The sequence below is a fragment of the Parasedimentitalea huanghaiensis genome (assembly GCF_009753675.1).
GTDB lineage: Bacteria > Pseudomonadota > Alphaproteobacteria > Rhodobacterales > Rhodobacteraceae > Parasedimentitalea > Parasedimentitalea huanghaiensis.
The window spans coordinates 1-23903 of record NZ_WQLV01000012.1 but is presented as its reverse complement, the minus strand read 5'-3'; the positions used below and the strand labels follow the sequence as shown (position 1 = coordinate 23903).

General features: G+C 53.8%; 30 protein-coding genes. 18 read left to right on the top strand and 12 right to left on the bottom strand.

Going from position 1 to position 23903, the window contains the following annotated elements; all coding sequences use genetic code 11:
• Nucleotides 1–36: 36 nt before the first annotated feature.
• On the bottom strand, nt 37–912 hold the full coding sequence (locus GO984_RS17165; RefSeq protein WP_157023838.1) for a TIGR01459 family HAD-type hydrolase: 876 nt from the start codon (nt 910–912) through the stop codon (nt 37–39).
• A 527-nt stretch (nt 913–1439) separates the two neighbouring features.
• Between GO984_RS17165 and GO984_RS17160 the strand changes: the two genes are divergently transcribed.
• A complete protein-coding gene (locus tag GO984_RS17160) occupies nt 1440–3050 on the top strand; it encodes a putative bifunctional diguanylate cyclase/phosphodiesterase (RefSeq protein ID WP_167740392.1) in 1611 nt (536 codons plus the stop codon).
• A gap of 104 nt (nt 3051–3154) precedes the next feature.
• On the opposite strand, the gene GO984_RS17155 is transcribed toward GO984_RS17160, so the two are convergent.
• Nucleotides 3155–3706, bottom strand: coding sequence for an ankyrin repeat domain-containing protein (locus tag GO984_RS17155; protein ID WP_157023836.1), 552 nt, complete (start codon nt 3704–3706; stop codon nt 3155–3157).
• 150 nt (nt 3707–3856) lie between these two features.
• Between GO984_RS17155 and GO984_RS17150 the strand changes: the two genes are divergently transcribed.
• Nucleotides 3857–4663 (top strand): M48 family metalloprotease, encoded by an 807-nt coding sequence (locus tag GO984_RS17150; RefSeq protein ID WP_245231157.1) that lies wholly within the window; start codon nt 3857–3859, stop codon nt 4661–4663.
• A 66-nt stretch (nt 4664–4729) separates the two neighbouring features.
• Here GO984_RS17150 and GO984_RS17145 read toward each other — a convergent pair whose 3' ends face one another.
• The 3 genes from GO984_RS17145 to GO984_RS17135 form a co-directional block, all read right to left on the bottom strand.
• Nucleotides 4730–5650: a manganese-dependent inorganic pyrophosphatase gene (locus GO984_RS17145; RefSeq protein ID WP_157023835.1), complete on the bottom strand. Its 921-nt coding sequence runs from the start codon at nt 5648–5650 to the stop codon at nt 4730–4732.
• A 126-nt stretch (nt 5651–5776) separates the two neighbouring features.
• Entirely contained in the window at nt 5777–6028 is a 252-nt protein-coding gene (locus GO984_RS24005; protein ID WP_425339659.1) for an ankyrin repeat domain-containing protein, read from the bottom strand.
• A gap of 38 nt (nt 6029–6066) precedes the next feature.
• On the bottom strand, nt 6067–6921 hold the full coding sequence (locus GO984_RS17135) for an ankyrin repeat domain-containing protein (RefSeq protein ID WP_157023834.1): 855 nt from the start codon (nt 6919–6921) through the stop codon (nt 6067–6069).
• Between the two features lie 152 nt (nt 6922–7073).
• On the opposite strand from GO984_RS17135, the gene GO984_RS17130 reads away from it, so the two are divergent.
• On the top strand, nt 7074–7748 hold the full coding sequence (locus tag GO984_RS17130) for a DUF2161 domain-containing phosphodiesterase (RefSeq protein WP_157023833.1): 675 nt from the start codon (nt 7074–7076) through the stop codon (nt 7746–7748).
• On the opposite strand, the gene GO984_RS17125 is transcribed toward GO984_RS17130, so the two are convergent.
• Nucleotides 7745–8758 carry an acyltransferase family protein gene (locus GO984_RS17125; protein WP_167740391.1) on the bottom strand — a complete coding sequence of 338 codons (1014 nt, stop codon included), beginning with the start codon at nt 8756–8758 and terminating at the stop codon, nt 7745–7747. The genes GO984_RS17130 and GO984_RS17125 overlap by 4 nt on opposite strands.
• Before the next feature lie 374 nt (nt 8759–9132).
• Here GO984_RS17125 and GO984_RS17120 point away from each other — a divergent pair, with 374 nt between their 5' ends.
• Together GO984_RS17120 and groL are read left to right on the top strand one after the other, a co-directional pair.
• Nucleotides 9133–9420 carry a co-chaperone GroES gene (locus GO984_RS17120; RefSeq protein ID WP_138164638.1) on the top strand — a complete coding sequence of 96 codons (288 nt, stop codon included), beginning with the start codon at nt 9133–9135 and terminating at the stop codon, nt 9418–9420.
• A gap of 62 nt (nt 9421–9482) precedes the next feature.
• The gene (gene groL, locus GO984_RS17115; protein ID WP_157023831.1) at nt 9483–11126 is read left to right on the top strand and encodes a chaperonin GroEL; all 1644 of its coding nucleotides are present in this window, start codon (nt 9483–9485) and stop codon (nt 11124–11126) included.
• Between the two features lie 578 nt (nt 11127–11704).
• Here groL and GO984_RS17110 read toward each other — a convergent pair.
• Entirely contained in the window at nt 11705–11995 is a 291-nt protein-coding gene (locus tag GO984_RS17110; protein ID WP_157023830.1) for a PilZ domain-containing protein, read from the bottom strand.
• 215 nt (nt 11996–12210) lie between these two features.
• On the opposite strand from GO984_RS17110, the gene GO984_RS17105 reads away from it, so the two are divergent.
• Both GO984_RS17105 and GO984_RS17100 read left to right on the top strand, forming a co-directional pair.
• Nucleotides 12211–12831 (top strand): glutathione S-transferase family protein, encoded by a 621-nt coding sequence (locus GO984_RS17105; protein ID WP_157023829.1) that lies wholly within the window; start codon nt 12211–12213, stop codon nt 12829–12831.
• A 359-nt stretch (nt 12832–13190) separates the two neighbouring features.
• Nucleotides 13191–13421, top strand: a complete 231-nt coding sequence (locus tag GO984_RS17100; RefSeq protein ID WP_138164634.1) for a hypothetical protein — start codon at nt 13191–13193, stop codon at nt 13419–13421.
• A gap of 41 nt (nt 13422–13462) precedes the next feature.
• Here the strand turns inward: GO984_RS17100 and GO984_RS17095 are convergent, their stop codons facing one another.
• Both GO984_RS17095 and GO984_RS17090 read right to left on the bottom strand, forming a co-directional pair.
• On the bottom strand, nt 13463–13888 hold the full coding sequence (locus GO984_RS17095; RefSeq protein ID WP_157023828.1) for a MarR family winged helix-turn-helix transcriptional regulator: 426 nt from the start codon (nt 13886–13888) through the stop codon (nt 13463–13465).
• Nucleotides 13888–14181 (bottom strand): putative quinol monooxygenase, encoded by a 294-nt coding sequence (locus GO984_RS17090; protein ID WP_157023827.1) that lies wholly within the window; start codon nt 14179–14181, stop codon nt 13888–13890. The genes GO984_RS17095 and GO984_RS17090 overlap by 1 nt, the downstream gene beginning before the upstream one ends.
• A gap of 185 nt (nt 14182–14366) precedes the next feature.
• Between GO984_RS17090 and GO984_RS17085 the strand changes: the two genes are divergently transcribed.
• The 3 genes from GO984_RS17085 to GO984_RS17075 all read left to right on the top strand — a co-directional run bounded on the left by GO984_RS17085 (nt 14367) and on the right by GO984_RS17075 (nt 16451).
• Nucleotides 14367–14723, top strand: a complete 357-nt coding sequence (locus tag GO984_RS17085; protein WP_157023826.1) for a hypothetical protein — start codon at nt 14367–14369, stop codon at nt 14721–14723.
• A 34-nt stretch (nt 14724–14757) separates the two neighbouring features.
• A complete protein-coding gene (locus GO984_RS17080) occupies nt 14758–15606 on the top strand; it encodes a DMT family transporter (RefSeq protein ID WP_157023825.1) in 849 nt (282 codons plus the stop codon).
• Nucleotides 15607–15707: 101 nt separating this feature from the next.
• On the top strand, nt 15708–16451 hold the full coding sequence (locus GO984_RS17075; protein ID WP_245231156.1) for an esterase/lipase family protein: 744 nt from the start codon (nt 15708–15710) through the stop codon (nt 16449–16451).
• Nucleotides 16452–16512: 61 nt separating this feature from the next.
• On the opposite strand, the gene GO984_RS17070 is transcribed toward GO984_RS17075, so the two are convergent.
• Together GO984_RS17070 and purE are read right to left on the bottom strand one after the other, a co-directional pair.
• Nucleotides 16513–17592, bottom strand: coding sequence for a 5-(carboxyamino)imidazole ribonucleotide synthase (locus GO984_RS17070; RefSeq protein ID WP_157023823.1), 1080 nt, complete (start codon nt 17590–17592; stop codon nt 16513–16515).
• Nucleotides 17585–18073, bottom strand: a complete 489-nt coding sequence (gene purE / locus GO984_RS17065) for a 5-(carboxyamino)imidazole ribonucleotide mutase (protein ID WP_157023822.1) — start codon at nt 18071–18073, stop codon at nt 17585–17587. The genes GO984_RS17070 and purE overlap by 8 nt, the downstream gene beginning before the upstream one ends.
• A gap of 228 nt (nt 18074–18301) precedes the next feature.
• Here purE and GO984_RS17060 point away from each other — a divergent pair, with 228 nt between their 5' ends.
• From GO984_RS17060 to GO984_RS17045, 4 genes are all read left to right on the top strand, one after another.
• Nucleotides 18302–18802, top strand: coding sequence for an SMI1/KNR4 family protein (locus GO984_RS17060; protein WP_157023821.1), 501 nt, complete (start codon nt 18302–18304; stop codon nt 18800–18802).
• Between the two features lie 116 nt (nt 18803–18918).
• Nucleotides 18919–19140 carry a hypothetical protein gene (locus GO984_RS23390; protein ID WP_167740390.1) on the top strand — a complete coding sequence of 74 codons (222 nt, stop codon included), beginning with the start codon at nt 18919–18921 and terminating at the stop codon, nt 19138–19140.
• A gap of 35 nt (nt 19141–19175) precedes the next feature.
• Nucleotides 19176–19490, top strand: a complete 315-nt coding sequence (locus tag GO984_RS17050) for a DUF1272 domain-containing protein (protein ID WP_157023819.1) — start codon at nt 19176–19178, stop codon at nt 19488–19490.
• Nucleotides 19491–19566: 76 nt separating this feature from the next.
• Complete coding sequence (locus GO984_RS17045; RefSeq protein ID WP_157023818.1) at nt 19567–19983, top strand: VOC family protein; 417 nt, start codon at nt 19567–19569, stop codon at nt 19981–19983.
• 234 nt (nt 19984–20217) lie between these two features.
• Here the strand turns inward: GO984_RS17045 and GO984_RS17040 are convergent, their stop codons facing one another.
• Nucleotides 20218–20442 carry a YdcH family protein gene (locus tag GO984_RS17040; RefSeq protein ID WP_138164623.1) on the bottom strand — a complete coding sequence of 75 codons (225 nt, stop codon included), beginning with the start codon at nt 20440–20442 and terminating at the stop codon, nt 20218–20220.
• Nucleotides 20443–20619: 177 nt separating this feature from the next.
• Here GO984_RS17040 and GO984_RS17035 point away from each other — a divergent pair, with 177 nt between their 5' ends.
• The 4 genes from GO984_RS17035 to GO984_RS17020 all read left to right on the top strand — a co-directional run bounded on the left by GO984_RS17035 (nt 20620) and on the right by GO984_RS17020 (nt 23084).
• On the top strand, nt 20620–21036 hold the full coding sequence (locus GO984_RS17035; protein WP_167740389.1) for an Hsp20 family protein: 417 nt from the start codon (nt 20620–20622) through the stop codon (nt 21034–21036).
• Nucleotides 21036–21260, top strand: coding sequence for a DUF1150 family protein (locus tag GO984_RS17030; RefSeq protein WP_138164621.1), 225 nt, complete (start codon nt 21036–21038; stop codon nt 21258–21260). Before GO984_RS17035 ends, GO984_RS17030 begins: the two co-directional genes overlap by 1 nt.
• Nucleotides 21261–21323: 63 nt before the next feature.
• Nucleotides 21324–22202 (top strand): PhzF family phenazine biosynthesis protein, encoded by an 879-nt coding sequence (locus GO984_RS17025; RefSeq protein ID WP_157023817.1) that lies wholly within the window; start codon nt 21324–21326, stop codon nt 22200–22202.
• Nucleotides 22203–22223: 21 nt separating this feature from the next.
• Nucleotides 22224–23084 (top strand): glycosyltransferase family 10 fucosyltransferase, encoded by an 861-nt coding sequence (locus GO984_RS17020; protein WP_157023816.1) that lies wholly within the window; start codon nt 22224–22226, stop codon nt 23082–23084.
• The last annotated feature ends 819 nt before the right edge of the window (nt 23085–23903 follow it).

The window sequence follows — 23903 nt, the reverse complement described above, 5'->3', positions numbered from 1 at the left end:
TACTTTGCAGGTGCAGAAAATCAAGGACTAATTCAGCTAGCGGAGCCGCCCAATGGTATAGGTCGGGTTGGATTGTTCCTGTTTCAGGTAAAGCTCTAGCGCCTGGGCATCAGGCTGGGTCTCGGTCTTTGTCTCTTTGGCTGCCAAACCGCCCGAGATGAACAGAGAATCAATTCCTTCTCCCATGCCGCCATCGATATCAGTATGGGGCCCATCGCCAATGACCAGAATATCGCCATCTGGGATGTCCTGCCCAAGCTCAGCCAGTCGGCGGCGGGCCAGATCATAGATCGGCGGATGTGGCTTGCCAAAATAAAGGCTCTCGCCGCCCATTTCGGTGTAAAGCTGTGCGAGAGCGCCCGCGCACCATTCACGGGTCTCGCCGCGGTCGACCACGATATCTGGGTTGGCACAGAGCAGTTTCATACCTTTTTGCTTGGCGTAGAGAAAATCCGACCGGTTCACGTCAGGGTCAGCCATAGGGTCATTGGGGCCGCAGCAAACAATGCCCTCGGCCTCGGCCAGTGGCACCCGCTGAATGTTGCTGGGGTTTTCAAGTATGTGCAGCGGTTCAAAGAAGCCGGCATCACGTTGCCATTCGCCCATGAAATAGACTTTGTCTCCCACTGCGCCGCGGAACATCGCAGACCGGGCCGAGTCTCCAGAGGTGGCAATAGTGTCATATGCGTCAGCGGGGACGTTGAACTGACCCAGTTGTTCGGCCACGCCAGCGCGGGGCTTGGGCGAGTTGGTCACCAGAACCACGATACCACCTGTTGCGCGGTAAGCCTGCAGAGCGGCCACTGCTTCGGGGTAGGCGGTGATGCCATTGTGGACACATCCCCAGAGATCAACAAAAAGTGCCTGATAGCGTGAAGAAACGTCGTTTAGGGCGGAGATGATCTGCGTCATGGGATGTCCTTGGGTTAGTCCTGACCCATGTATGGCGCAACCCAACGCTAAAGGCCATCGAAGGAAATGATCGCTTGATCACGGTGTGCTGACGTCGTTTTGAAGGTGTAGCGATTCGAAATGGGGGGGCGTTTAGCTTTTAGCGCTAGCCCTATGGGTGCGCCTACAGTTAGAGGATGCGAAACCTGACACTAATCCTGTATCAAATTAAGTTATTCCGAAATGGACTTCAGTGACTTGCCGCATAATGCCGCAGATTGAAACTGAAGGCATTGGGTTGCGATGCTCGGGTGAAGTTTTTCATTCATGCATACGAGAGGGGCTGGTTTTCCTGGTAAGTTGTTGTTTTCAGCGGTTAGAGTCTCCGCTGCGCTGCGAGGGTGATGCGTCGTGAGGCAAGATGACGTGTTTAGATCTAGCTGGATCTATGAGGTCTTATTGAAAACTGAAATTTTTCGGTAAACAATTCTTTAGATAGACCAAATTACGATTGGTAGTGAATGAAGTAATTTGGAATGGAGGGTGGCTTGTATAAGCTCCTGAAAGGCCTCAAAGCGCATACGACAGCGATAATCATCACCCTCACCACTTTGCTGACGTTTTCTATTAGTGCTGAGTATGAGCTGCTGGAAGCCTTTTATGAGGCAAGCAGGGCCCATGAGGATTGGGAGCTGGACGAGCTAGCGATCCTGGTTCTGAATTTGACGGTGGGTTTGATCTGGTTTCTGATTGTCAGATCGCGCCAGTTGTCCCGCGCAGTGAAAGAGCGGGACAAGGCTGAAAAAGCGGCTCAAAAAATTGCCCGACATGATGCCCTGACGGGTCTTGCAAACCGGCGCGCTTTTTCAGATCACATCGAGAACTTGAAGCTGTCTGAGACAACGACAGAAAAAAGCATCATGGTCATGATGTTGGATCTTGACCGGTTCAAAGCCGTAAATGACCTGCATGGCCACGCAAGCGGCGACTACGTCCTGACCGAGACCGCAAAGCGCATTACTGATGTCATGGGAGATGGGGACTTTGCGGCCCGACTGGGCGGGGACGAGTTTGCAATTACGCTTGCTCCCGGATCAACAGTAGAGCGAGCAGAGCGTATAGCGCGGCGGTTGCTGACGGCGATTGCCAAACCCGTTAACAACGAGGGCACCAAAATCCCACTTGGGGCAAGCATCGGTGTTTCCCGGATCGTTCTGGGGCAGGGGGTCTCAATTGCGCTGCAGTTGGCGGATCAAGCCCTCTATACCGCGAAGAAGGCGGGACGCGGCCAGTTTGCCTGGTATAATGTCGAAATGGATGAATCTGCTAAGGAACGCCAACAACTAGAGCAGGACCTACGGCTGACTGTCCGCAATGAAGCAATCATTCCCTACTTTCAGCCGGTGTTTTGCATGGCAACTGGCAAGCTCTGCGGGTTTGAGGCGTTGGCCCGTTGGCGACATCCTGATAAAGGCATGATTTCGCCAGAGATATTTATCGAAATTGCCGAAGATATTGGTCTGATATCTCAGCTAGGTTGGAGCATGCTGGAGCAGGCTTGCAAGTCCGCCGGTGAATGGGACCCTTCGTTGAAACTGGCGGTAAATTTTTCTCCTGTGCAGTTCCGCGATCCAAATCTTGTTGTAATGGTTCGAAAAATTCTGAGAGAGACAGGATTTGATCCCCAGCGGCTGGAGATTGAAATCACGGAAACTGCGATTGTTCTGGATTTTGACCTGGCCAAGCGGTCCATCGAACAGTTGCGTGAGCTGGGTGTGTCACTTGCGCTGGATGATTTCGGGACTGGCTTCTCATCACTCTCGAACCTGCGGCTGTTGCCATTCGACCGTCTGAAAATCGACCGAAGTTTTGTAACTGGGATATATAGCTGCCCGGAAAACCAAAAGATTGTGGCTGGTATTCTGGCTTTAGCCAATGAATTGGAATTGACGGTCACCGCAGAGGGTGTTGAGAATCTGCAAGACCACCAGTTCCTTATGTCGATGGAGTACCAGTGTCAGCAAGCTCAGGGATATCATTATGCCAAACCCTTGCCGGGAGATGAAATCGACAGGCAGCTGGAAACAAAGTGGTCAAACCTGCATCGAAACAGCGATCAAGACGGTGTTGAGCCGGCACCGTTTGCCAAATTCGCCTGAAAGAGTACTGAGCAGGGTGTCTTAGCTCAATGAGCTAAGAGCAGCAAAAAGGCGTCTTTTGAGGCGCCTTTTGGGAACCACGGCTGCGGTTTTTGATTTGAGCGCTATTTTTCGACAGCGGCCTTTAAGATTTGATACTCGGGTGAAGCCTTTACGCGTTCGTTGGTCGCAGCCAGATCAAACGGGGTTTCTCCCATTTCATTTTCGATCGAAGGATCTGCGCCTGCGTCCAGCAGGACTTTGATGACTTCGGGGGCACCAAACTTGGCCACACCATGCAGTGGTGTCCAATCGTTTGCTGTCTTCGCGTTCACGTCTGCCCCGGCCTGTAGCAACAGGTTTACGATCTCTGGTGTGCCCGCTGCCGACACAAAATGAAGCGGCGTGCGGTCAAGGTCGTCCTTGGCATTTACGTCTGCTCCGGCAGCCAGAAGAACTTTGATTGTTGCTGGTGTGGCCTTGCTCACCCAGTGCAGCGGCGTTTTCCCCGCGGTGTCTCTGCCGGTGACACTGGCCCCATCTTCTATCACCTGCGCAATAGTTATGGCTGTTGCAGTTTGGTAAAACTCGGCTTGGCACAACACGGTACAGGTATCAGCAGCCTGTACTGGGGAGGCAGCAAATGCTGCAATGAACCCCAAGAGTAACTTGTTCATAACGTAACCTTTCAAAACAGACGTTCCCAAAACACCGGGATCTGCAAGCAAGCGTAGGCCCTGCCACTTCTTGATGGCAATGGATAATTCCCTTAACGATTGTCCTAGGGCGTAAATTGCGACGCCAATCAGTTTCGATAGGAGAATTCGTTGAAGACGTTTTACATTTCGATGGTTTTTGCCGCCGCCTTATCGGCCTGTGGGACCACCTATCAGTTGCCGCAAACCGGCTCGGCAGAGAACGTGACGGCCAAACGAATGTTCGCAGAAGCGCGCGCAGAAGGCCCGCGACCTCAACTGTCATCTTCAGCGGCTGAACAACGGTTTCGCCGGGTTTCCGCGCGGGTTGGCCGGGCCGGGACGCAGTACTGTCAGACGCTGACCGCTGACCGCAGTGGGTTTGACTGTAATGTCGATCTGGCAATTGATCGCAAGATGACCTCGCGCAACGCCTACTTCACCTATGACGGCGACAGCCCGATCATTCGGATCTCGATGCCGATGCTCCGTGATTCAGCCAGTGACGACGAAGTGGCCTTTATCCTGAGCCATGAATATGGTCACCTGGTTGGGCGCCACGTCGAGAAACAACAGCAACAGCAGCTGGCTGGTGCATTGATCCTTGGAGCAATTACAGCGGCGGCAACATCAGATGCCGGAAACTACGACGCGGGTCTTGTTGCTGCTAGCATGGGGATTGGCGCAGCCGCAGGGTCACGGGCCTATTCGCAGACCTATGAGCTGGAGAGCGACACTCTGGGTACGCGGATTGCCTATGCCGCCGGATATGATCCGGTAAAAGGCGCCAAGTTCTTTGCGCGGCCTGAACAGGTTAGAACCACATCTGGCAATCTGTCGTTCTGGGGAACACACCCACCTGATGAAAAGCGGTTGGCCATCGTTCTGGCAACGGTTGAACAGATCAATGCGAATGTGGGGTTAGCAAAAGCGCGTTAAATTTGGCCTGTGCTGCCATTAAAAAAGGCGCCCAATGGGCGCCTTTTCTCATTAATGTGAAAAGTCTCAGACCTTCAGATTAGGAATGATCTGCTTTTTGCGGCTCATTACGCCGGGCAGAACAACTGTGTCGCCTTCGACCGATGCGCCAAAGCTCTTCTCGGCGACTGTTTTAACCAGATCGTTGGGCACCAGCAGGGTGGCTTCTTCGTTCAGGATGTCGATGACAAACAGCAGAACCTGCTCAACGCCATCTTCGGACGCGACAGTTTTCATGCTATCAACCAGGCTGTCCTTGCGGTCCAGTACAACGCCGGGCGCTGTGGTTTCCAACACGGAAACGCGGAACTTGGTGCCATCGACCGCATATTCCTTGCTGTCCATGCGCAGCAGCTCCGCATCGGAAAACGACGAGACGTCGGATTTCGCAGCGAACATCTCGGCGGCGTATTCTGCGATGTCGAGGTCCAGATCAGCGGCCAGCGTTTCGGCTGTGGCGCGGTCGTGATCGGTGGTGGTGGGCGAGCGGAATTCCAGCGTGTCGGACAGGATACAGGTCAAGGCTGCGGCCATGATCTCTTTTGGCATCTTGGCCGCATCATCACCAATCAGGTCCAGCATGATGGTGGCCGTGCAGGCCAGCGGACGGATGGTGATGTCGATAGGGCCTTTTGTTTCTAACCCACCAACCAGCTTGTGGTGGTCGATGATGGCCTGAACGTCGGCAGCGTTGATATTGGCGGGCAGCTCGGCCGGATTGTTGGTGTCAACGATGATCACCGGCTGGTCGTCGGCTACATCCGCAATGATTTCCGGCTTATCCAGGTTCCAGCGATCCAGCATGAACAGGGCTTCGGTGTTGGGCTCGCCCAACAGTTTGGCCTCAGCCGCAACACCTTTGATCTCGTTCAGATACCAGGCCCAAACAATGGGGGAGCCGGTGGAGTCTGTGTCGGGGGATTTGTGTCCAAAAATCTGGATGGTCATCATGCGATCCTAATAACAAAGGGGAGTTTGAGCGCCTTATAGCAGGGTGTACACACTTGTCACCCCGCCACGCTGCAATGCGGCAGCTGGTCCGGTATTCGCAAGCTGCATGGCTTGCATCTATATTTACCGCAACAGTCTAAGTCGCTCCATGACGTGCCCCAATGGCGAGATAGGGTCAGGAGCAGTCTTGTTGCGGAAATTCATTTCTGCATATGCATCCCGGTTGTTCTTGTTCCTGAGATCGGTACGCGCGCCATTGTCCAGCAACAGGTCAATGGCCTCTTCTTGGCCATAAACAATAGCTAAATGAAGGGCTGTGTAGCCATGTTCATCCTGACGGTTCAGATCCGCGCCTGCGTCAATGATGTATTGGATGGATGAATTCGGGGATCGGGTGATGTTATTGTCGTCACTCAGCGATGCAACGCGGTGTCCATTACGGGGTCTTCTTCCGGCAACAGTTCAAAATTTAGGCCGGCATTCATCGCTTCTTTTAACAGGGCTATGGGGAGCGTACCCGGGTCATAGCCGCGCACGAGACTCTGGGTGACACTTTCGATTGCTGGCGTTGCCAAGTTCGGGTTGGCACCGGCACGCAGCAGCACAAGTGCATGCTGGTCCTGGAAACGGGTCAAGGCTGTAGAAAATGGCGTCTGTTTGAAATCGTTCAATGCATCCAGATCTGCACCGGCCTCGGTCAGCAGTTTGGTGATAATGGGTCGGTTTCTCTGGACTGAAACACCTAGCGGAGTCCCGCCGCTATCAAAACTGGGCGCTGGCGCTTCAAGATCGGCTCCGGCTTCGATCAAGACCCTTAGATCAACGGGCCGTGGATTAAAGGCAGCAGCAATAAGGAGAGGGGACTGACCGTCATTGTTCAGCGCATTTACATCTGCCCCCGCATCAATAAGCAAGGCCAGCGTCTGGCTCGAACCGTTACCGAATGCGGCCTCCACTAACGGAGTCTGTCCTGTCTCGGACCGGTTGTCTACTGTGGAGCCTGATTGAAGCAGATATTCAACGATTGAAGATGTCTTGCGATAGTAGGCAGCAAGGTTCAAAGGTTGTGCGCCGTCTTCCGACTTGACGTCGATGCCGTGCTTGGTGATGCAAGCCTTGATGACTTGGTCGCTTGCTTTCACCCAGAACTCTTCGGATTGGGCTGCAGTCTCGTTGGAAAACTGGAAGCCAGTACAGGGAGTTTCCTCGGCAAAAGCGTGAATTGGTAGTAACAGAAGTGTAGCGCAGAACAGGGCAGACTTGATCACGAAAAGAGCTTCTTGAATGCTTTCCTGATCAGATTCTAAAAGGCGCGTTGTTGATGTTCGGTGAACGGTGCCTATGAATACACAGCTTGGTCAAGTGTCTGCGGTGAAAATGTCGGTGTTGCTTTGCACTGCATCTGGATAGGGTGCAGATCATGGAGCGCGAAGATCAATTGTACCCGCCGATCAAGGCATTGTTGGAACGTCAGGGCTATACCGTCAAGGGTGAGGTCGGCGCTGCGGATGTTGTGGCGCGGCGTGGGGATGACGCCCCGGTGGTCGTCGAGTTGAAGTTGCGGTTTTCGCTATCGCTGTTCCATCAGGCGATCACTCGTTTGGCTGTCACGGATCTGGTCTATATCGCGGTGCCCAAACCGAAGGGTAAACAGGCGCGGCGGATGTTGAAGGACAATCTGGCGATGTCGCGCCGGTTGGGGATAGGGCTGATCACTGTTCTGCCCGACGGCCGGGCCGAGGTGCAGTGTGATCCGGGTCCTTATGCGCCGCGCAAGTCCAAGAAAAAGACGACCCGGTTATTGCGTGAATTTGACCGGTTGCAGGGGGATCCGAATGCGGGCGGTGCGACCCGACATGGTATTGTCACCGCATACCGCCAGGATGCCCTGCGCTGCGCCGCTCATCTGGCCCAGAACGGCGCGACTAAAGGATCAGATGTTGCGGCCCAAGCCGGTGTTGCCAAGGCGACGCAACTGATGGCCGCCAATCACTATGGCTGGTTTGAGCGGGTGAGAACCGGGATTTATCAGCTGACTGAAACAGGCGCTGCTGGATTGAAACACTGGGCCTATAGTTGGGACCTTGAAGATTAGAACCCCAAAATCCGGCTAAGGTTCAGGCGCTGGGCAAAGTGATACATCACCGTTGGGCCAATAACGCCAGTTGCTGTGCCAAGTGTCAGGTGCACAATTGGATCATTCACCCCAAACTTCAGTAGCACGATGCGGGTTGCGGCACTGAAAATGGTATGGGCCAAAAATATGGCCATTGTCATCCGCCCCAGCTGTTGCAGGACGTTGCCAAGTGTCTTCCCGCTCCACCAGTGTGAAAGCCATTGTGCCATTTGCAAAAACACAACAGTCATCACGGCTGACGCAGTGCCGTGGCTCAGGGATTTGATCGGCAAATAGCCGGCGGCAAACCCGAGCACCAAAAACACAATCAAACTGACCATCGGGAGAGGGTAGCGGCCAGACATCCACTTGGTGCTCAATCCAAGTGCAACTCCGAAGGCCAGAAACGGCGTGTAGCGCATCGTTTCACCCAGCCAGGGAATCAGCGGCAGGGGAATATCCACGACGGCCCAAAACACCAATCCGGCTAAAGCGATCGCGTACCAGATGCGTTTGTGGGTTGTTAAAGCTGGGAACAGCTTCATGAGCAGGCCCAACAGGGTCATGCCGATGAACAAAGCCCAGAGAAACCACATATGCTCCAGCGGCGGCAGTGGTGATGTCCATAAATCAGACAGGCCGGATTGAGAGTTGGTGCTGTCTCCGGCCAGAATTCGGAGCCCGATGAAAACGTAGGTCCACAGGACCATTGGATACAGCAATCGAGCAACTTGGCGCCAGACAAAGCCACTGGCTGACGCTTTTTGGACATGCCGTGTTAGAAAACAACCCGCGAGCACAAAAAACGCGTTCATATGGAACATATAGATAAAGTCGTCCACATGACGGATCAGAAACTGGTTGGTGACAATGCCCGCCTGAACCAAGCCGCGCCAACAGTGCCCAAAAACGACAAGAACGATCGCCAGACCGCGTGCGGTATCCACCCAATCCAGACGGGCCTTTGGCGGGGGAGATGTGTAATCCATAGTCTGGTTCATACGTGATCTGGTACTTCTAATACGGTAATAAAGACTGAAAAAACGTTGAGTTAGCGTGCTGCCAGATCAATATCATCAGTTTGATGAAATATCGAGTTACACTTTGTATTCAGTTGGTTGCCATCTGAGGTTGCAGTTGCAAGCATGATCCCCCATTTGTTACCTGAGTTACCGGTTCGTTTTGAACTTTCCTGACAGGTTTCAAGCGAGCAAAAGAAAAATGGCACATACGGTTGACTCGTCTTTCCCGGAACCCTAGCTATCCCTCGTTAGCACTCGCCTCAAGTGAGTGATAACGGTTCCCGGCATTACCAACGGGGATCGCAAGGATAACAACCTTTGAGCCTTAAGGAGCATCAAAGATGGCACTTAAACCGCTTCACGACCGCGTGCTGGTCCGTCGCACTGAGAGCGAAGAAAAAACTGCTGGTGGATTGATCATTCCTGAATCCGCCAAGGAAAAGCCGAGCGAAGGCCAAGTTGTTTCAACTGGTGAAGGCGCACGCAAAGACAGCGGTGAGCTGATCGCAATGGCTGTAAAAGCTGGCGACACCATCCTGTTCGGCAAATGGTCCGGCACCGAAGTCACCGTCGACGGCGAAGAGCTGCTGATGATGAAAGAAAGCGACATCATGGGCATCATCGAGTAAGCCCACCGGCTTCTCTGATCCCAATTCGCTAAACTACACAGATATTCTCGAGGAGAGACACTATGTCTGCTAAGGACGTCAAATTCGACACCGATGCCCGCAACCGTATGCTGGCCGGCGTCAACATTCTGGCTGATGCTGTCAAAGTAACCCTGGGCCCTAAAGGCCGTAACGTGGTTCTGGACAAATCTTTCGGCGCACCACGCATCACCAAAGATGGTGTATCCGTAGCCAAAGAAATCGAGCTGGAAGACAAGTTCGAAAACATGGGCGCTCAGATGGTCAAGGAAGTTGCTTCCCGGACCAACGACGAAGCTGGTGACGGTACAACAACCGCAACAGTTCTGGCCCAAGCCATCGTCAAAGAAGGCCTGAAGCAGGTTGCTGCTGGCCTGAACCCAATGGACCTGAAGCGCGGCATCGACCTGGCAACTGCTAAAGTTGTTGAAGGCATCGTTGGCTCGGCTCGCGAAGTTAAAGACACTGCTGAAGTTGCTCAGGTTGGTACAATCTCTGCAAACGGCGAAGCTGCTATCGGCCAGCAAATTGCTGACGCGATGCAGAAAGTCGGCAACGAAGGTGTTATCACCGTCGAAGAAAACAAAGGCCTGGAAACAGAGACCGATGTTGTTGAAGGCATGCAGTTCGACCGCGGCTACCTGTCGCCTTACTTCGTGACCAACGCTGACAAGATGATTGCAGACCTCGAAGACTGCATGATCCTGCTGCACGAAAAGAAACTGTCCTCGCTGCAGGCCATGGTGCCTCTGCTCGAGCAGGTTATCCAGTCGCAGAAGCCTCTGCTGATCATTGCTGAAGATGTTGAAGGCGAAGCCCTGGCAACTCTGGTTGTGAACAAACTGCGTGGCGGTCTGAAAATCGCTGCTGTTAAAGCTCCTGGTTTCGGCGACCGCCGCAAAGCCATGCTGCAGGACATCGCTATCTTGACCGGTGGTCAGGTGATCTCCGAAGATCTGGGCATGAAGCTTGAGTCCGTTACTATGGACATGCTGGGTACTGCCAAGAAGATCGAAATCACCAAAGACGAAACAACTATCGTTGACGGTGCAGGCGAGAAAGCTGAGATCGAAGCTCGTGTTGCTCAGATCCGCACTCAGATCGAAGAAACTTCTTCTGACTACGACAAAGAGAAGCTGCAAGAGCGCGTTGCCAAACTGGCCGGCGGTGTTGCTGTTATCCGCGTTGGCGGCATGACCGAAGTCGAAGTTAAAGAGCGCAAAGACCGCGTTGACGATGCATTGAACGCGACACGCGCCGCTGTTCAGGAAGGCGTCATCGTTGGTGGTGGTGTTGCTCTGGTTCAGGCCGGTAAAGCACTGGAAACTCTGGAAGGTGCAAACTCTGACCAGAACGCTGGTATCGTCATCGTACGTAAAGCCATCGAAGCGCCTCTGCGTCAGATCGCTGAAAACGCTGGTGTTGACGGTGCGGTTGTTGCTGGCAAGGTTCGCGAAAGCACTGACGCTGCATTTGGCTTCAACGCTCAGACCGAAGAATATGGCGACATGTTCGCGTTTGGTGTGATCGACCCTGCCAAAGTTGTGCGCACAGCTCTGGAAGATGCTGCATCGGTTGCTGGTCTGCTGATCACCACCGAAGCCATGGTTGCTGATAAACCGTCGAAAGACGGCGGCGCAGCAGGCGGCGGCATGCCCGACATGGGCGGCATGGGCGGCATGATGTAATCACAAGTCCTTTGGACTTGTGAGGCCCGCAAGGGATATCACGCCATCCTACCGGATGAATTTGGGGTCGCCTTCGGGCGGCCCCTTTTTTGTGTGTTAAACTAATTTACTCTGATCGCAGCTGACTGCGATGTGCTCAATCGAGATCGAGCAGGCACTTTGGTGGGGGGCTTTCAGATTGGTTTTCTGGGCAAACACGAACGCACATCAGAAGTTATTGCTAACCAGTTTGATTTTCAAAACGGAGAAAGCAGACCGCGTCAACTGGAAAGCAGGTGGGCAAGCGACCGCAACATGTCCTGCCCTTTAGAACACTGCGAGATCAAGCAAGGGTCATCCCATTCATTGTAGAAAAGGAACTCGCAACCGCCGAAGGAAATGTTGTCGTGCATTATGTGGGGCTTGGAGCGTATTTCCCCATACGCGTCCTGGACTGTGGCTCGCAGGTGGGCGATATCTGCTTCGCAAAATTCGAGCGAGATATTTCCTGTGTCGAGCTCAAGAATTCTGAAAACCATATAAGGACGCTAGGCGGGTATTTCTTTCAATGCAAGAAGAGGGGGCTACTTCCAGTTTCCTCACAAATATGAATCAAGCGTCTGCTGGGCTGGCGCTTGAGAGCGGAAAGACAGCCCGACGCGGGTGCCTCTTTTCCAGCGCACGCTGACATCGAAGACCCCGATCTCGCGGATGGAAACAGACTGGATTGCCGCCGGGTTCAGCCATTGTGAGCCGCTGGGCAGTTCGATCCCAACACCTTTTTGGCTGATGTTAAATGTCTCAGCCGCCAGAATTCCACCCGGATAGTGCAACGTGCAGGATTTCCTAAGCGGCACGCGTGTTTCTTCTTCATTGGGCATCTGGGGCATGGGGGGCGTACAACCTCATTTCGCGTCTCAATTGAGCAAGACAAATTTTGCCTTGGGTCTCGGGTAAGACGAATAGTAGGGCAGTTTTCACTAATAACTCATTATCGCAAACTTGGTTCATTCTGCGGTGCAGCTGGCACTTTTGGGTCGCCATTGGTCACTATTCATGATGTCTGTCACATTTAAGAGATCAGACTTCCAAAAGAGATGAGACCATGCTGCAAGTTCTTGGGCGCCCAAACTCCGTCAATGTTCAAAAGGTCATGTGGTGCCTGGCTGAATTGGGGCTTACCGCAGACCGCAGTGACATCGGTGGTGCCTTTGGCGGGAATGATGCTGCAGACTATTTGGGGATGAACCCAAATGGGAAAATCCCAACTCTGATTGATGGGGATTATGTGTTGTGGGAATCCAATGCCATCGTGCGCTATCTGTGCGACCAGTACCGGGCAGGGCACTGGTACCCGGATACAGCGCAACAGCTCGGACATGCCAATCAATGGATGGACTGGTATCAAACTGCGTTGCATCGGCCGATGACAACCCTGTTCTGGCAGCTGATCCGAACCAGCCCCGAACAACGAGATCAAGCTGCCGTCGACAGCGCGATCAAGGAATGCGCCGGTTTCTGGAAGATGCTGGATCACCATCTCGCCGACAGGGATTATATTCTGGGCGACCATCTTAGCATGGCCGATATACCATTGGGATGCGCGGCCTATCGCTGGCACTCGATGAATTTCGAACGCCCTGGTCTGCCTGCATTGAAAAATTGGTGGACCCGTATATCAGAGCGTCCAGCCTACCAAACTCATGTCATGTTGCCGCTCACCTAAGGCTTCGATCACGCCGTCTACAGGGGCAGCCGTGCCCCGATGGCAACAGTTGGTGCGCTTACTAATTTTTGCCATTTGGCGAATCCGAAGTACATGTTAGACGGTTGTTCGTGTTCAACCCTTAGCCACAGGAGGCGTCTTATGATCAATGTTTCAACCAATGACCGCCTCGCGCTGTGTGGCAATCGGATAATGTGGGCGTCGCAGCGTAACAGCTGACACCGTCCAGGACTGAACACGTTTCTTCACAGCTGAAGTCTAATCAGGCCTGACCCACGACCTTTTTGTCGTTACGGGTCTGTCCTTCCAACTCTCAATTTACAACAGGAGTCTTCCGTTTATGCGGAAGCTTGATCACCATGACTCGACTTGAAACTACGACTCCCTTTGCTGACCTAAACGCAGCTTTGTCGCAAATCACAGCTGACTTTGGAAAATGGCGCGTGCTGAGTGCATTGTTGCGTCACCTATTCGTGCGCAAGCGGCCGGTTGCAATGCTATCGCCACCACTAAATGCCCACATGCGCAGGGACATCGGCCTGCAGCCTTTAGGTGATCTGGCGATAGATCGCCTTCCACCTCGCTTCTGATGGACGGGGCTGCCTTGTGGCAGCCCCGTCTTTCGTTGAACCTAGCCAGCTTGTAGAATTTCGAAATAGCCAGGGAGCAGTCTGAGAAGAAGCTCTCGTCCGGCGTCGGAAATGCGCAAGGGCTTCATCCGTGAATCTTCCGCTTTTTCACAATAAACGATAAACCCGCGCCGCTGCATAGTTTTAAGCGTGGTACTGACAACGGGCTTGGAGACATCCAGTTTCTCACAGATCTCAGCCGCTAAATGGGTGTGCTTGCTTTGATCCCGATGCAGGATCATCAGCACCAGAAATTGGGTTTGGGACAACCCATGCAACGCAAAGTAGCGCTCTAGCTGTCGGATGAGCAGGCTGGCTCGGCGTAGCATCTGCAGTGCATCACCGGTCTTTTGCACATCTACCACGTCAAGCGAATGTGCAAACCCGCTGATCATCTCACGCGTGGGAAGATCTTTGAGAAAGAACATCAGGTGTTGCGATTCATTTTGACGATCTGCGGAGGTTTCGCCAACCAGTTTTGATAGGCGTCGAAAACAGCGGTGCTATAAGGTTGCGCATAGTGGTCTTCCAGTGCCTGAGGATCGGCCCAGTGTTCCACCAGATACAGATTTCCATCGTCACCTTGGCCGGTGTTCAGCTCAAATCGTAGGCAACCCGGTTCATCAAGTGTCTGAGGAATGATCCCTTGCAGGGCAGCAAGTGCTTCTGCGTAGTGGGCGGGCTTCGGGGTGATTGTGGCAAACAGGCTGAATTCGGTCATAGTGGTATTCCGTTATTGGTTATGATACTAACTATATTGTTTAATGAACGTGTTCTTCAAGGGTGGAAAGGCGAAATCTGACCGTAAGAGAGTGGTTTTTGTTTAGGACGCTGCAGATTGATTTTGATTTTTCCCGGTGTTGTTGCAGTTTAAAGGCGGGAAATGACAAAACGGAGGAGCTACTCATGGGTAAACTGATAAGTTGGATTGTGCTCACACTGGCATTGGCAGGCCCGGCTATTGCCGACAATTTGAATTGGAGGATCCGCAGCGAACATCCAAATGTTGTGAGTCTGGAGTTCTATAGTCAGGACTATAGCCGCGCCTGGCCGGGTGACGGAGAGGTCTATATTCTGGATGACTACGATACTCACAGTTACAATCTTCAGTGCCAAAGCGGCGAGAAGATCTGTTATGGCGCTTGGGTACGTGGCGATTCCGACAGCTATTGGGGTGTTGGCCTGAATGACGCAAATGGCTGTAGTGATTGCTGTTATACTTGCGGTCAAGGTGATACTGATTTGCGTATCTTAAACAACTAAGCCGGGCATATCCGGTCTGAACTAGGGGGCGGATATGCGAGTAATTGCTCTGACCGTGCTGGTCATGATGGCATTTGCTGCCAACTCGGTCCTGAACCGGATGGCTGTTGGCGCAGGCGAGATCGGTGCGATGGAATTCGCTCTGATCCGGCTTGTCGCAGGCGCAGCTACCTTACTAATGCTGTGTCGCTATCGGCAGCAAAGCATTGCCCAGTCCGCTAGGCTCAGCTTGCTCGGCGGTGGGTCACTTGCACTTTATATGATCGGATTTTCGCTCGCCTACCGCAGTTTGGATGCCGGACTGGGGGCGCTGATCCTGTTTGGTGTTGTGCAGATTACCATGTTTGGCTGGGGCGCGCTGCGGGGTGCAGCGGTGTCTTCTGGGCAGTATCTAGGGGCGGTTGTTGCCTTTGGCGGCCTTGCTTATGTTCTTTGGCCGGCTGGTTCTGTGCAGGTGCCGTTGACAGGTGCTGCTTTCATGGCGGCGGCTGGGCTTGGCTGGGCGATCTACAGTCTGCTTGGGCGTCAGGTTCAAACCCCATTGGCTGCCACAACCATGAATTTCCTTTGGGCCAGTGTGATGGTGGTTCCACTGGTTTGGGTGTTGGGCGAAGCAGAGAGAGTTCCTGTTCTTGGTGCAGGGCTGGCGGTGGCCGCAGGGGCAGTGACGTCTGGATTGGGTTATGCGCTGTGGTACCGGGTTCTGCCGCAGTTGCAGCCAGCAGTTGCAGCCACTGTACAGTTGAGCGTGCCGGTGATTGCGATGATGGCAGGTGTGGTTGGACTGGGCGAAGTTTTGACGCTCCGTTTGCTGATTGGCACGCTGGTTGTGTTGGGCGGTATTGCGCTGGTGATCATGGCTGCGCCGCGTAAAGCTGGATGAACGGGGTTTTCCCAGGCTCGGTTTTTGCCTATCTGCGAAGCATGTTACATTGTAGATCCCGTATATGTATTGCCCTGCTGATTTCATTGCTTCCCCTATCTATGGCCCGAACGGCTGCTGCTGATTGTGTGGTGCTGTTACATGGCTTGGCCCGGACCGAAGCCTCCTTTGCGGTGATGGAACAGGTGCTAAAAGCCCGCAACTACCAGGTTGTGCGACCGGGCTATCCATCCACTGACCTGCCAGTCCCAGCGTTGGCCGCGCAGACATTGCCGGGTGCTTTGGCGGACTGTGGCGACCAGCGAGTGCATTTTGTCACCCACTCCATGGGTGGGATTCTGCTGCGGTATTGGTTAGGGACCCATCAGCCAGAGCAACTGGGCTATACGGTGATGCTGGGGCCTCCCAACCACGGCAGCGAACTGGTGGATGAGCTGGGCGACTGGGAGGTGTTTGGGCTGTTGAACGGTCCGGCAGGGATGCAACTGGGAACAGGGCCTGACGGCGTACCAGCGCAGCTACCGGAGGTGGATTTCCCACTGGGGATCATTGCAGGCAATAAATCACTGAACCCGGTGTTTTCGAAGCTCATCCCGGGACAGGATGATGGCAAGGTTTCGGTTGCATCCACCAAGGTAGACGGAATGTCAGATCACTTGACCTTACCGGTCACCCATACCTTCATGATGAACAATCCGCGGGTGATCGCGCAAACGCTGCATTTCATCGAGTTTGGCGGGTTTAATGCCACCGTCAGCTGGATGGATTCACTACTGGGCACCATCGAGGAAATGTGTGGCGGCACGGGGTGTCTTGGTGGGGTAGGGGCAAAATCGACGCAATGAGTTTGTTGGTAGGCTGGAGAGAGAGGGCGCCCGCCCCACTGACCGGGCACCTATAGATCCGCTACTTGCTCTGTGACCGGATCACCCTGTTTACATGACCCATTTTGCGGCCCGGTTTGACCTCGGCCTTGCCATACAGATGCAGGGCACAATCGGCTTCCTTTGCCAGTTCCGGGACCCGATCCATGTCGTCGCCAATCAGGTTTTCCATCACCACATCGCTGTGTCGTTGGCCGTCCCCCAGTGGCCAGCCAACCACAGCGCGAATGTGCTGCTCGAACTGATCGACGGTGCAACCGTTCTGGGTCCAATGGCCGGAATTGTGCACGCGTGGCGCAATTTCGTTCACCACCAGCCCCTGAGGTGTGACAAACAGTTCAACCCCCATGACGCCGACATAATCTAGTTTGTTCAGAATGTTGGCAGCCAGCAGAACCGCATCCATGCGCTGCCCAGCGGACAGTTTGGCTGGAACGGTTGTGGTGTCCAGAATGCCGTCGGTATGGACGTTTTCGCCCGGGTCATAACAGGAGACATCGCCCTTGATCCCGCGCGCTGCGATAACTGAAACCTCGTGGCTGAAGGTGATGAAACCCTCAAGCAGGGCAGGGGCTCCGGCCATGTCGCCCAAGGCTTGTTGGGCGTCGTCCAAAGTTTTGATCCGCGCCTGTCCCTTGCCGTCATAGCCAAACCGGCGGGTTTTCAGAATTGCGGGCGCACCAATCTCTGCCAGGGCAGTATCCAGACTGGCTTGATCTGTGATGTCCGCAAAGGGTGCGGTTTTTAGGCCCAGATCCTGCAGGAAATTCTTCTCGGTCAACCGGTCCTGACTGATCCGCAAAGCCTCGCGGCCCGGACGGATTGGCCGGTGGCTTTCCAGAATGTCCAATGCAGCTGTGGGGATGTTTTCAAATTCATAAGTGATCACATCCACCGAGGCGGCAAATGCAGCCAGGGCCTCGGCATCTTCATAGCCGGCGGTGGTGAGACGGTCGGCCACCTGACCAGCGGGCGGGTTAGCACCGGGTTCATAGATATGGGTGACAAAGCCAAGGCGCGAGGCAGCCACCGACAACATGCGGCCCAGCTGACCACCGCCCAAGATGCCAATGGTGGCACCGGATTTCAGCGCCTCAGTCATCTACCGGCTCCTCAGGGATCGAAGCAGACAGGGCTGCGCGCCAAGCGTTCAACCGTTCAGCCAGCGCCGGGTCTTGCAGCGCCAGAATACCTGCCGCCATCAGGCCACCGTTGGCCGCACCAGCGGCACCAATGGCCATCGTGGCAACCGGGAAACCCTTGGGCATTTGCACGATGGAATAGAGCGAGTCGACACCAGACAGGGCCCGTGTCTGTACTGGAATACCAACAACCGGCACCCGGGTTTTGGAGGCCACCATGCCGGGCAGATGCGCCGCGCCGCCAGCGCCGGCGATGATCACCTGCAAGCCCCGATCGGCAGCAGATTTGCCATAGCTCCACAGCCGGTCGGGCGTGCGATGGGCCGAGACGATCTTGGCCTCATATGCGATGCCCAGCTCGTCCAGTATATTGGCGGCTTCTTTCATGGTGGGCCAATCCGATTGGCTGCCCATGATGATACCCACTTTAATGTCGGCCATTTGTGCCCTGTCCCTTGTTTTACTGCGGTGCGCGGGATGCCACCGCCGGGGTGAAAGAGAAGCGGGCACTATAGGGGTACCGCTGGTTTAGGCAATGCGGCAAAGCCGATGGTATGACGATTATTAGGCCTGGGTACAGTTTAGTATGGAGATCTAAAGGACATTTGGAACGCTCAGGGGGCTAGGTTAGGTTTCTGCGACATAGAAAATCGCAATTGAGCACAGTTTATGACCAACAAAATTATTCAATCCAATCCGTTCGGCGCTGTGAGCTCTGCCGATATTCAGGTCTTTGAAACGGAAATTTCGTTGACCTTGACTGAGGACTACAAGGCCTACCTCGCTGCTCACAATGGTGGAGATTTTGAAAAGAACCATTTCTCAACCAAGAGCAACCCAAAGGACTATTTGGTGCTAGAGGAGCTGTTCTCTTTGAACTGCGGTGAAGGTTACCGCAACTTGAACGAAAATTGGAACTTCGCTGAGAGTTGCGATTTGGGTGAGTTTGCGACGGGTCTATCTAAGTATGTTTTTATAGGTTCAGGGATCTGTGGCGTATGTGTCCTGCTGAATCTCGAGAAAGGTCAGGTTTCGATGTATGATCCCGATCACATTGCAGTCGAAACAGCGACGGAGCTGGTTGCCACGCTGGAGCCCATTGCCGAGACCTTTTCTGCCTTCATCGCCGGACTAAAGCATGAAGGCGAGGTTGATGAGGAGGAGTGTTAGGTCACGGCATTGTCCTACCTCTGTTTCGTCCCCATACGACCGCGCGACGTGAAAATCAGCTTCAAGCCCTGAAATGCCCGGCTGGTTTCTGGCGTTCTCCCGTCCGTCGGCCCGGCATGAAACATGCCGGGTCTCCCGTTGGGCATAGCGCCGCGCAAAGGCGCGACGCAAATGGCATTTGGTTGCAACCGCAGCGCGCCCTGCGCGCTGCCAAGCCCAACCCCGCAGAGCGTGCGGCGCAGCCGTACGGACCAAAGGGGGCGGGAGAGTTTGGCTCGATGCCGGGTGGGACCTTAGTTGGAAACGACCATCATATTGGCATGGGGCGAGGCCTGTGACAGGGTTACCGAAATCCGTTTTGGAGAAATTCCCCATGTTGGAGCTACGCCCCAATTGTGAACTGTGCGATTGCGATCTGCCACCCCAATCAGCCGAGGCGCGGATTTGCAGCTATGAATGCACCTACTGCAAAAACTGCGTCGAAGCCGTGTTAAACAATGTCTGCCCGACTTGCGGAGGCGGGTTTGCCCCGCGCCCAATCCGACCACAGAATGCCTGGCGGGCGGAGTTGAACCTAGGGTTAGGCAATCATCCGGCTGGCACGAACCGCAAACACAGCAAGTTCAGTGTTGAGGATATCAAAACGCATGTTGAGCGTATCCGAGATTTGAAGCCCGAAGAGCGATGAGGTGATCCTTGTGTTGGCCTGCCTGGATGCAGAGATCTCGTTTCAATGAACAAATGTTTGGAAAGGAACACTGCACATGATTGCCTACGTTACCGTTGGGGCTGATGACATCGCTCGGGCGAAACGGTTTTACGCTGCGTTCCTGCCAGCCCTTGAGTACAGGGTGGAGGAGGGGCCTGAAGGGCTAAGCTACACGCTGCCCGCACAGCCGGGACAACCTGTCACTTTGCCAGATTTCTACGTAAAACCAACCTTCGATGGAGGTCCGGCCACGGCTGGGAACGGTGCTATGATCGCATTTGAGGCTCGCAGCCAAAAACAGGTCCGTGACCTTCACGCTGCCGCACTTGCCGCCGGCGGTTTTGACGAGGGTCAGCCGGGCTTTCGTGACTCGTATGGGCCTCATTTCTATGTTGGCTACCTTCGCGACCCGCAAGGCAACAAGATCGCGTTGTTCTCCTGCAATCCAGACGAACCCGGACGAGGCGAATAACGCAGGCTATCAAGGTGTCGAAATGGTAGGAGAATTCATTGTAAATGCTGAGCAAGCTTTGCAGAGGAATTATGAAAGCAGCTCGGGCGTCTCACTGGAACCGGCCGAACCATGTTGGTCGTTTGTCCAGTTAACGCGTTTTTCGATGGTCGTTACTGATGGCCAGCATCGTATAGGTTACATGTCAACCAAAGAGGCCGTGTATTTATACGAAACCCAGAACACGAGCGAGCTTTAGGCAATGATATCCGGCAAAAGGCGGTCTTCAATCTGAGCGATGATATCTTTGAGCCATAGCTTTTGCTTTTTCAGGCGCCGTAGGGTGAGCTGGTCGCTGGTACTCTTTTCCTGAAGCGCATGGATTGCCTCGTCCAGATCGCGGTGTTGGCGGCGGAACACTTCAAGTTCGACCTTCAGCACCTCATCGGTTTTCATGGAAATGTCAGTGGGGGCGTTCATTGGCGACTCAGAAATGTAAGGAAAGACGTCGGCGCAGGATAAGCGTTTACGTTCTTTTCGCCTAGACCCTGTAGGTCTTGCTCTTGTTAAAATGATAATTTCTTCCCATATTCACAGGAATGGGTCGCCAAAACGGGGCCTGTTGGGACCGTCGCTTATACTTGAAGGACGAAATACGTGTCAAAACTCACTCTGGGCTCTTACCCACATATGCTGGGATTCGAGCAGCTGGAACGCCTGCTAGAGCGTTCTGCTAAGTCGGGAAACGAAGGTTATCCCCCGTATAACATAGAACAAACCTCTGATTTTTCGTATCGTATCACCCTTGCTGTGGCTGGGTTTGCCGAGGAAGATCTGGCCATCACAATCGAAGACCGCCAACTGGTGATCCGTGGTCGCCAGGGGGAAGACAATGACGGCCGGGTGTTTTTGCACCGGGGCATCGCCGCCCGGCAGTTCCAGCGCATGTTTGTACTGGCGGATGGGGTCGAGGTTGGGGAAGCGATCATGGAAAATGGGCTTCTTCATGTCGATTTAACCCGATCAAAGCCAGAAACAGTGGTGCAAACTATCAATATCAGAAAGGGTGAGTGATGCAGGCTACAACCGAGCAGACTGAATTCGAACCGCGTATGGCATATGTAAAAACTGTGGATGTCGCTGATCTTCCTGCTGAAGTGCAGGAGGGAGCAAAAGGGCGCACACAATTGTATGCCGTGCATGACGCTGAAGGTGAGCAGCTGGCTTTGGTCGCTGATCGCCACATGGCCTTTGTGCTGGCGCGTCAAAACGACTACGCGCCCGTTCCCGTGCATTGATCTCAGTGTGCGGCCCTGTGTAGTCTCACGCTGAACAAGACTGCTTGAGCGGGGCGGAGACTGATGAGCCGATTTGATTTTGACTGGGTAGATGCGTTCTCTGAGCATGCCTTTGGCGGCAATGGCTGTGCAGTCGTCCATGATGGCGCACATTTGCCCGAAGCGGTCTGCACTGCATACGTCCGCGAAACCTCGCTGGTTGAATGCACCTTTACCGGGCCATCCGATGTCGCGGATATCCGGGTGCGCTATTTCCTCGCCAGCCGCGAAATTCCCTTTGCTGGTCATCCAACAATTGCCACCGTGGCAGCAATGCGGGATCGGGGGTTGATCCATGGTAATGAACTGGTGCTGGAAACGGCTGCGGGTCTGGTACCGGTACGGATAGAGGGTGATCTGATAGAAATGACCCAGGTTGCACCAGAATTTGGCCCACAACCAGATCCGGCACTGGTTGCTGCAGCGGTGTCATTGCCTGTGGAGGCCATTGTCGGTCAACCGCAGAAAGTGTCAACCGGGCTGCCGTTTTGTGTCACCGTGCTCAAAGATCATGCCGCGTTGGAAGCTGCTGTGCTGAATGTGGACGCTTTGGCCGTACTTGGGCAGGCGCTGGGGGCAGATGACATCGACATGATGGAGCCCTTTCTGGTGGCACTGCAGGGCGCAACATCACAAGGGGATACCTATTCCCGCTTGCTCATGGCGCCACCAAGCCCGCCAGAGGATCCCTTTACCGGTTCGGCCACTGGCGCCATGGCGGCCTATCTGTGGCGAAACGGGTTGATGGCTGGCGATAGCTTTACTGCTGAGCAAGGCCATGGACTGGGTCGCCCCGGCCAGGCGCGTGTGACCCGGGTTGGGTCCGCTGACAATATGAGCGGTATCAAGGTCGCGGGCAGAGGTTTTATTCTGATGCGCGGTACGGTAGATCTGCCTGACTAGTTGTGACTAAGGAAGCCGTTGATGTCAGATCCTGCAATTGCCGTTTTGCCCTATGGCGACCATTTGGATGCCGGGTTTGGTGACAGGCCTCTTTCGGAACTGAATTGGCCTTTGGGATGTCCTGAACGCCTGCACGGCAAGTTTGTGCGTGATTTGGCTTCCAGCGATCACCTGATTGTTTATCCCGAGAAAAAAACACACTTTAAACTGAAGTGGCATTGCCCGGCGCATGTTTCAATGATGGTTGTTGAGCCGAATGTAATCCACGGTCGTCACTTGCAAATACTGCGTTTTAGTCACAGACGGTTTTTCCGGGTATTCAGTTATGATCAGGATTTTCTGTCACGTATCCCAAACGGGATATTTTTGCCATTTGGCACCACTTGGGTGTCGCAGTGGCGAGATCTGGACATCAAAAAGACCTCAAATGTTTCGTTGATTGCATCGGACAAACGAAAATATACCGGTCACAAATTGCGCCATGAACTGGTGGATTTTGTCCGAGCAGAGCATCCAGAAGTTGAGGTGATGGGCCGCGGCTACACACCGTTTGAGAACAAATGGGACGGGTTGGTTCCGTTTCGATATTCTGTGGTGATCGAAAACGTTCAGCAGCGTAATTACTTTACTGAGAAACTGAACGATGCCATTTTGTGCGAGTGCGTACCGATCTATTGGGGGTGTCCCAATATCGGTGATTTTATGGATACTTCGGGTATGGTAATTTGCAACACCGAGGCCGAAATGCGTGAGGCAATTCGCAGTGCTAGCCCTGATGACTATCTCCGGCGATTGCCCGCTTTGAAAGCGATAAAAGAGACCGCGTCAGAGTTTGGATTTTTAGAGGAGCGTGCGGCGAAGGAGCTACTTGCCAGCCTCTAGTCGCGGAGCTTGAAAACCAACGGTTGCTACAAAGATTCTTTGTCGTTCGAATTGCCGCCATAGTTGCAACGTTGCACGTCGCTATGAACCATCTGACCCTCCTGGCCAGTATCGCTTTCGCACTTGTGGGTTGCAGCGCAAAAACGCCGCGCCAAATACCAAGCGGATGATTAATGTGCGTCACAGCGGTGGTATTTCGAAAGTAGACATTCGCGCAAAGCGCGGAGCCACAGGGCGCTATACCCGGTCTGGCACTGGCACGCCTTTACCATTGAGTTGTTCGATCACAGAAAATCTCAGCAAACAGGGGTGGTCACATAATTTTACAAAGAAACTTCACGCCCGCTTGCCGAACACCTACACCACAAAATTTTACACTCCGTTCAAAGCTGCGCAGAATCTACCGCAGGTAATTGCATTGGCTCAAACAGTTTTGCGGGCCACTTCTTGCCCAACAGGGACATCAAGTTGGATCCAAACCAGCACTATGTGGATGACACCGGAAGTCAGCCAGTTACCCGAACTGCACCCATAGAGCAGGCATCGGGCTCCGCACCGTTTAACGAAGAATGGAGCATCCGGTTCACCTGCTTCGAGTGGCGGGCCGCTCAATAAAAATACGCTGAAGATTGGGTCACATATCCATGAAAAAACCCACCGCCATACTTTGGCAGTGGGTGTAACCGCTTGGGAAAAACAGGCCGGGTTCCCGGCCATCATTTCCAGTCTTTGGATCTGCTGCCGCTCAGCCGGCGATGAGTCCCATGCTTTCGAGTTTCAGCAAGACCTGATGTGCGCAGTTGTCGACTTCGACGTTTT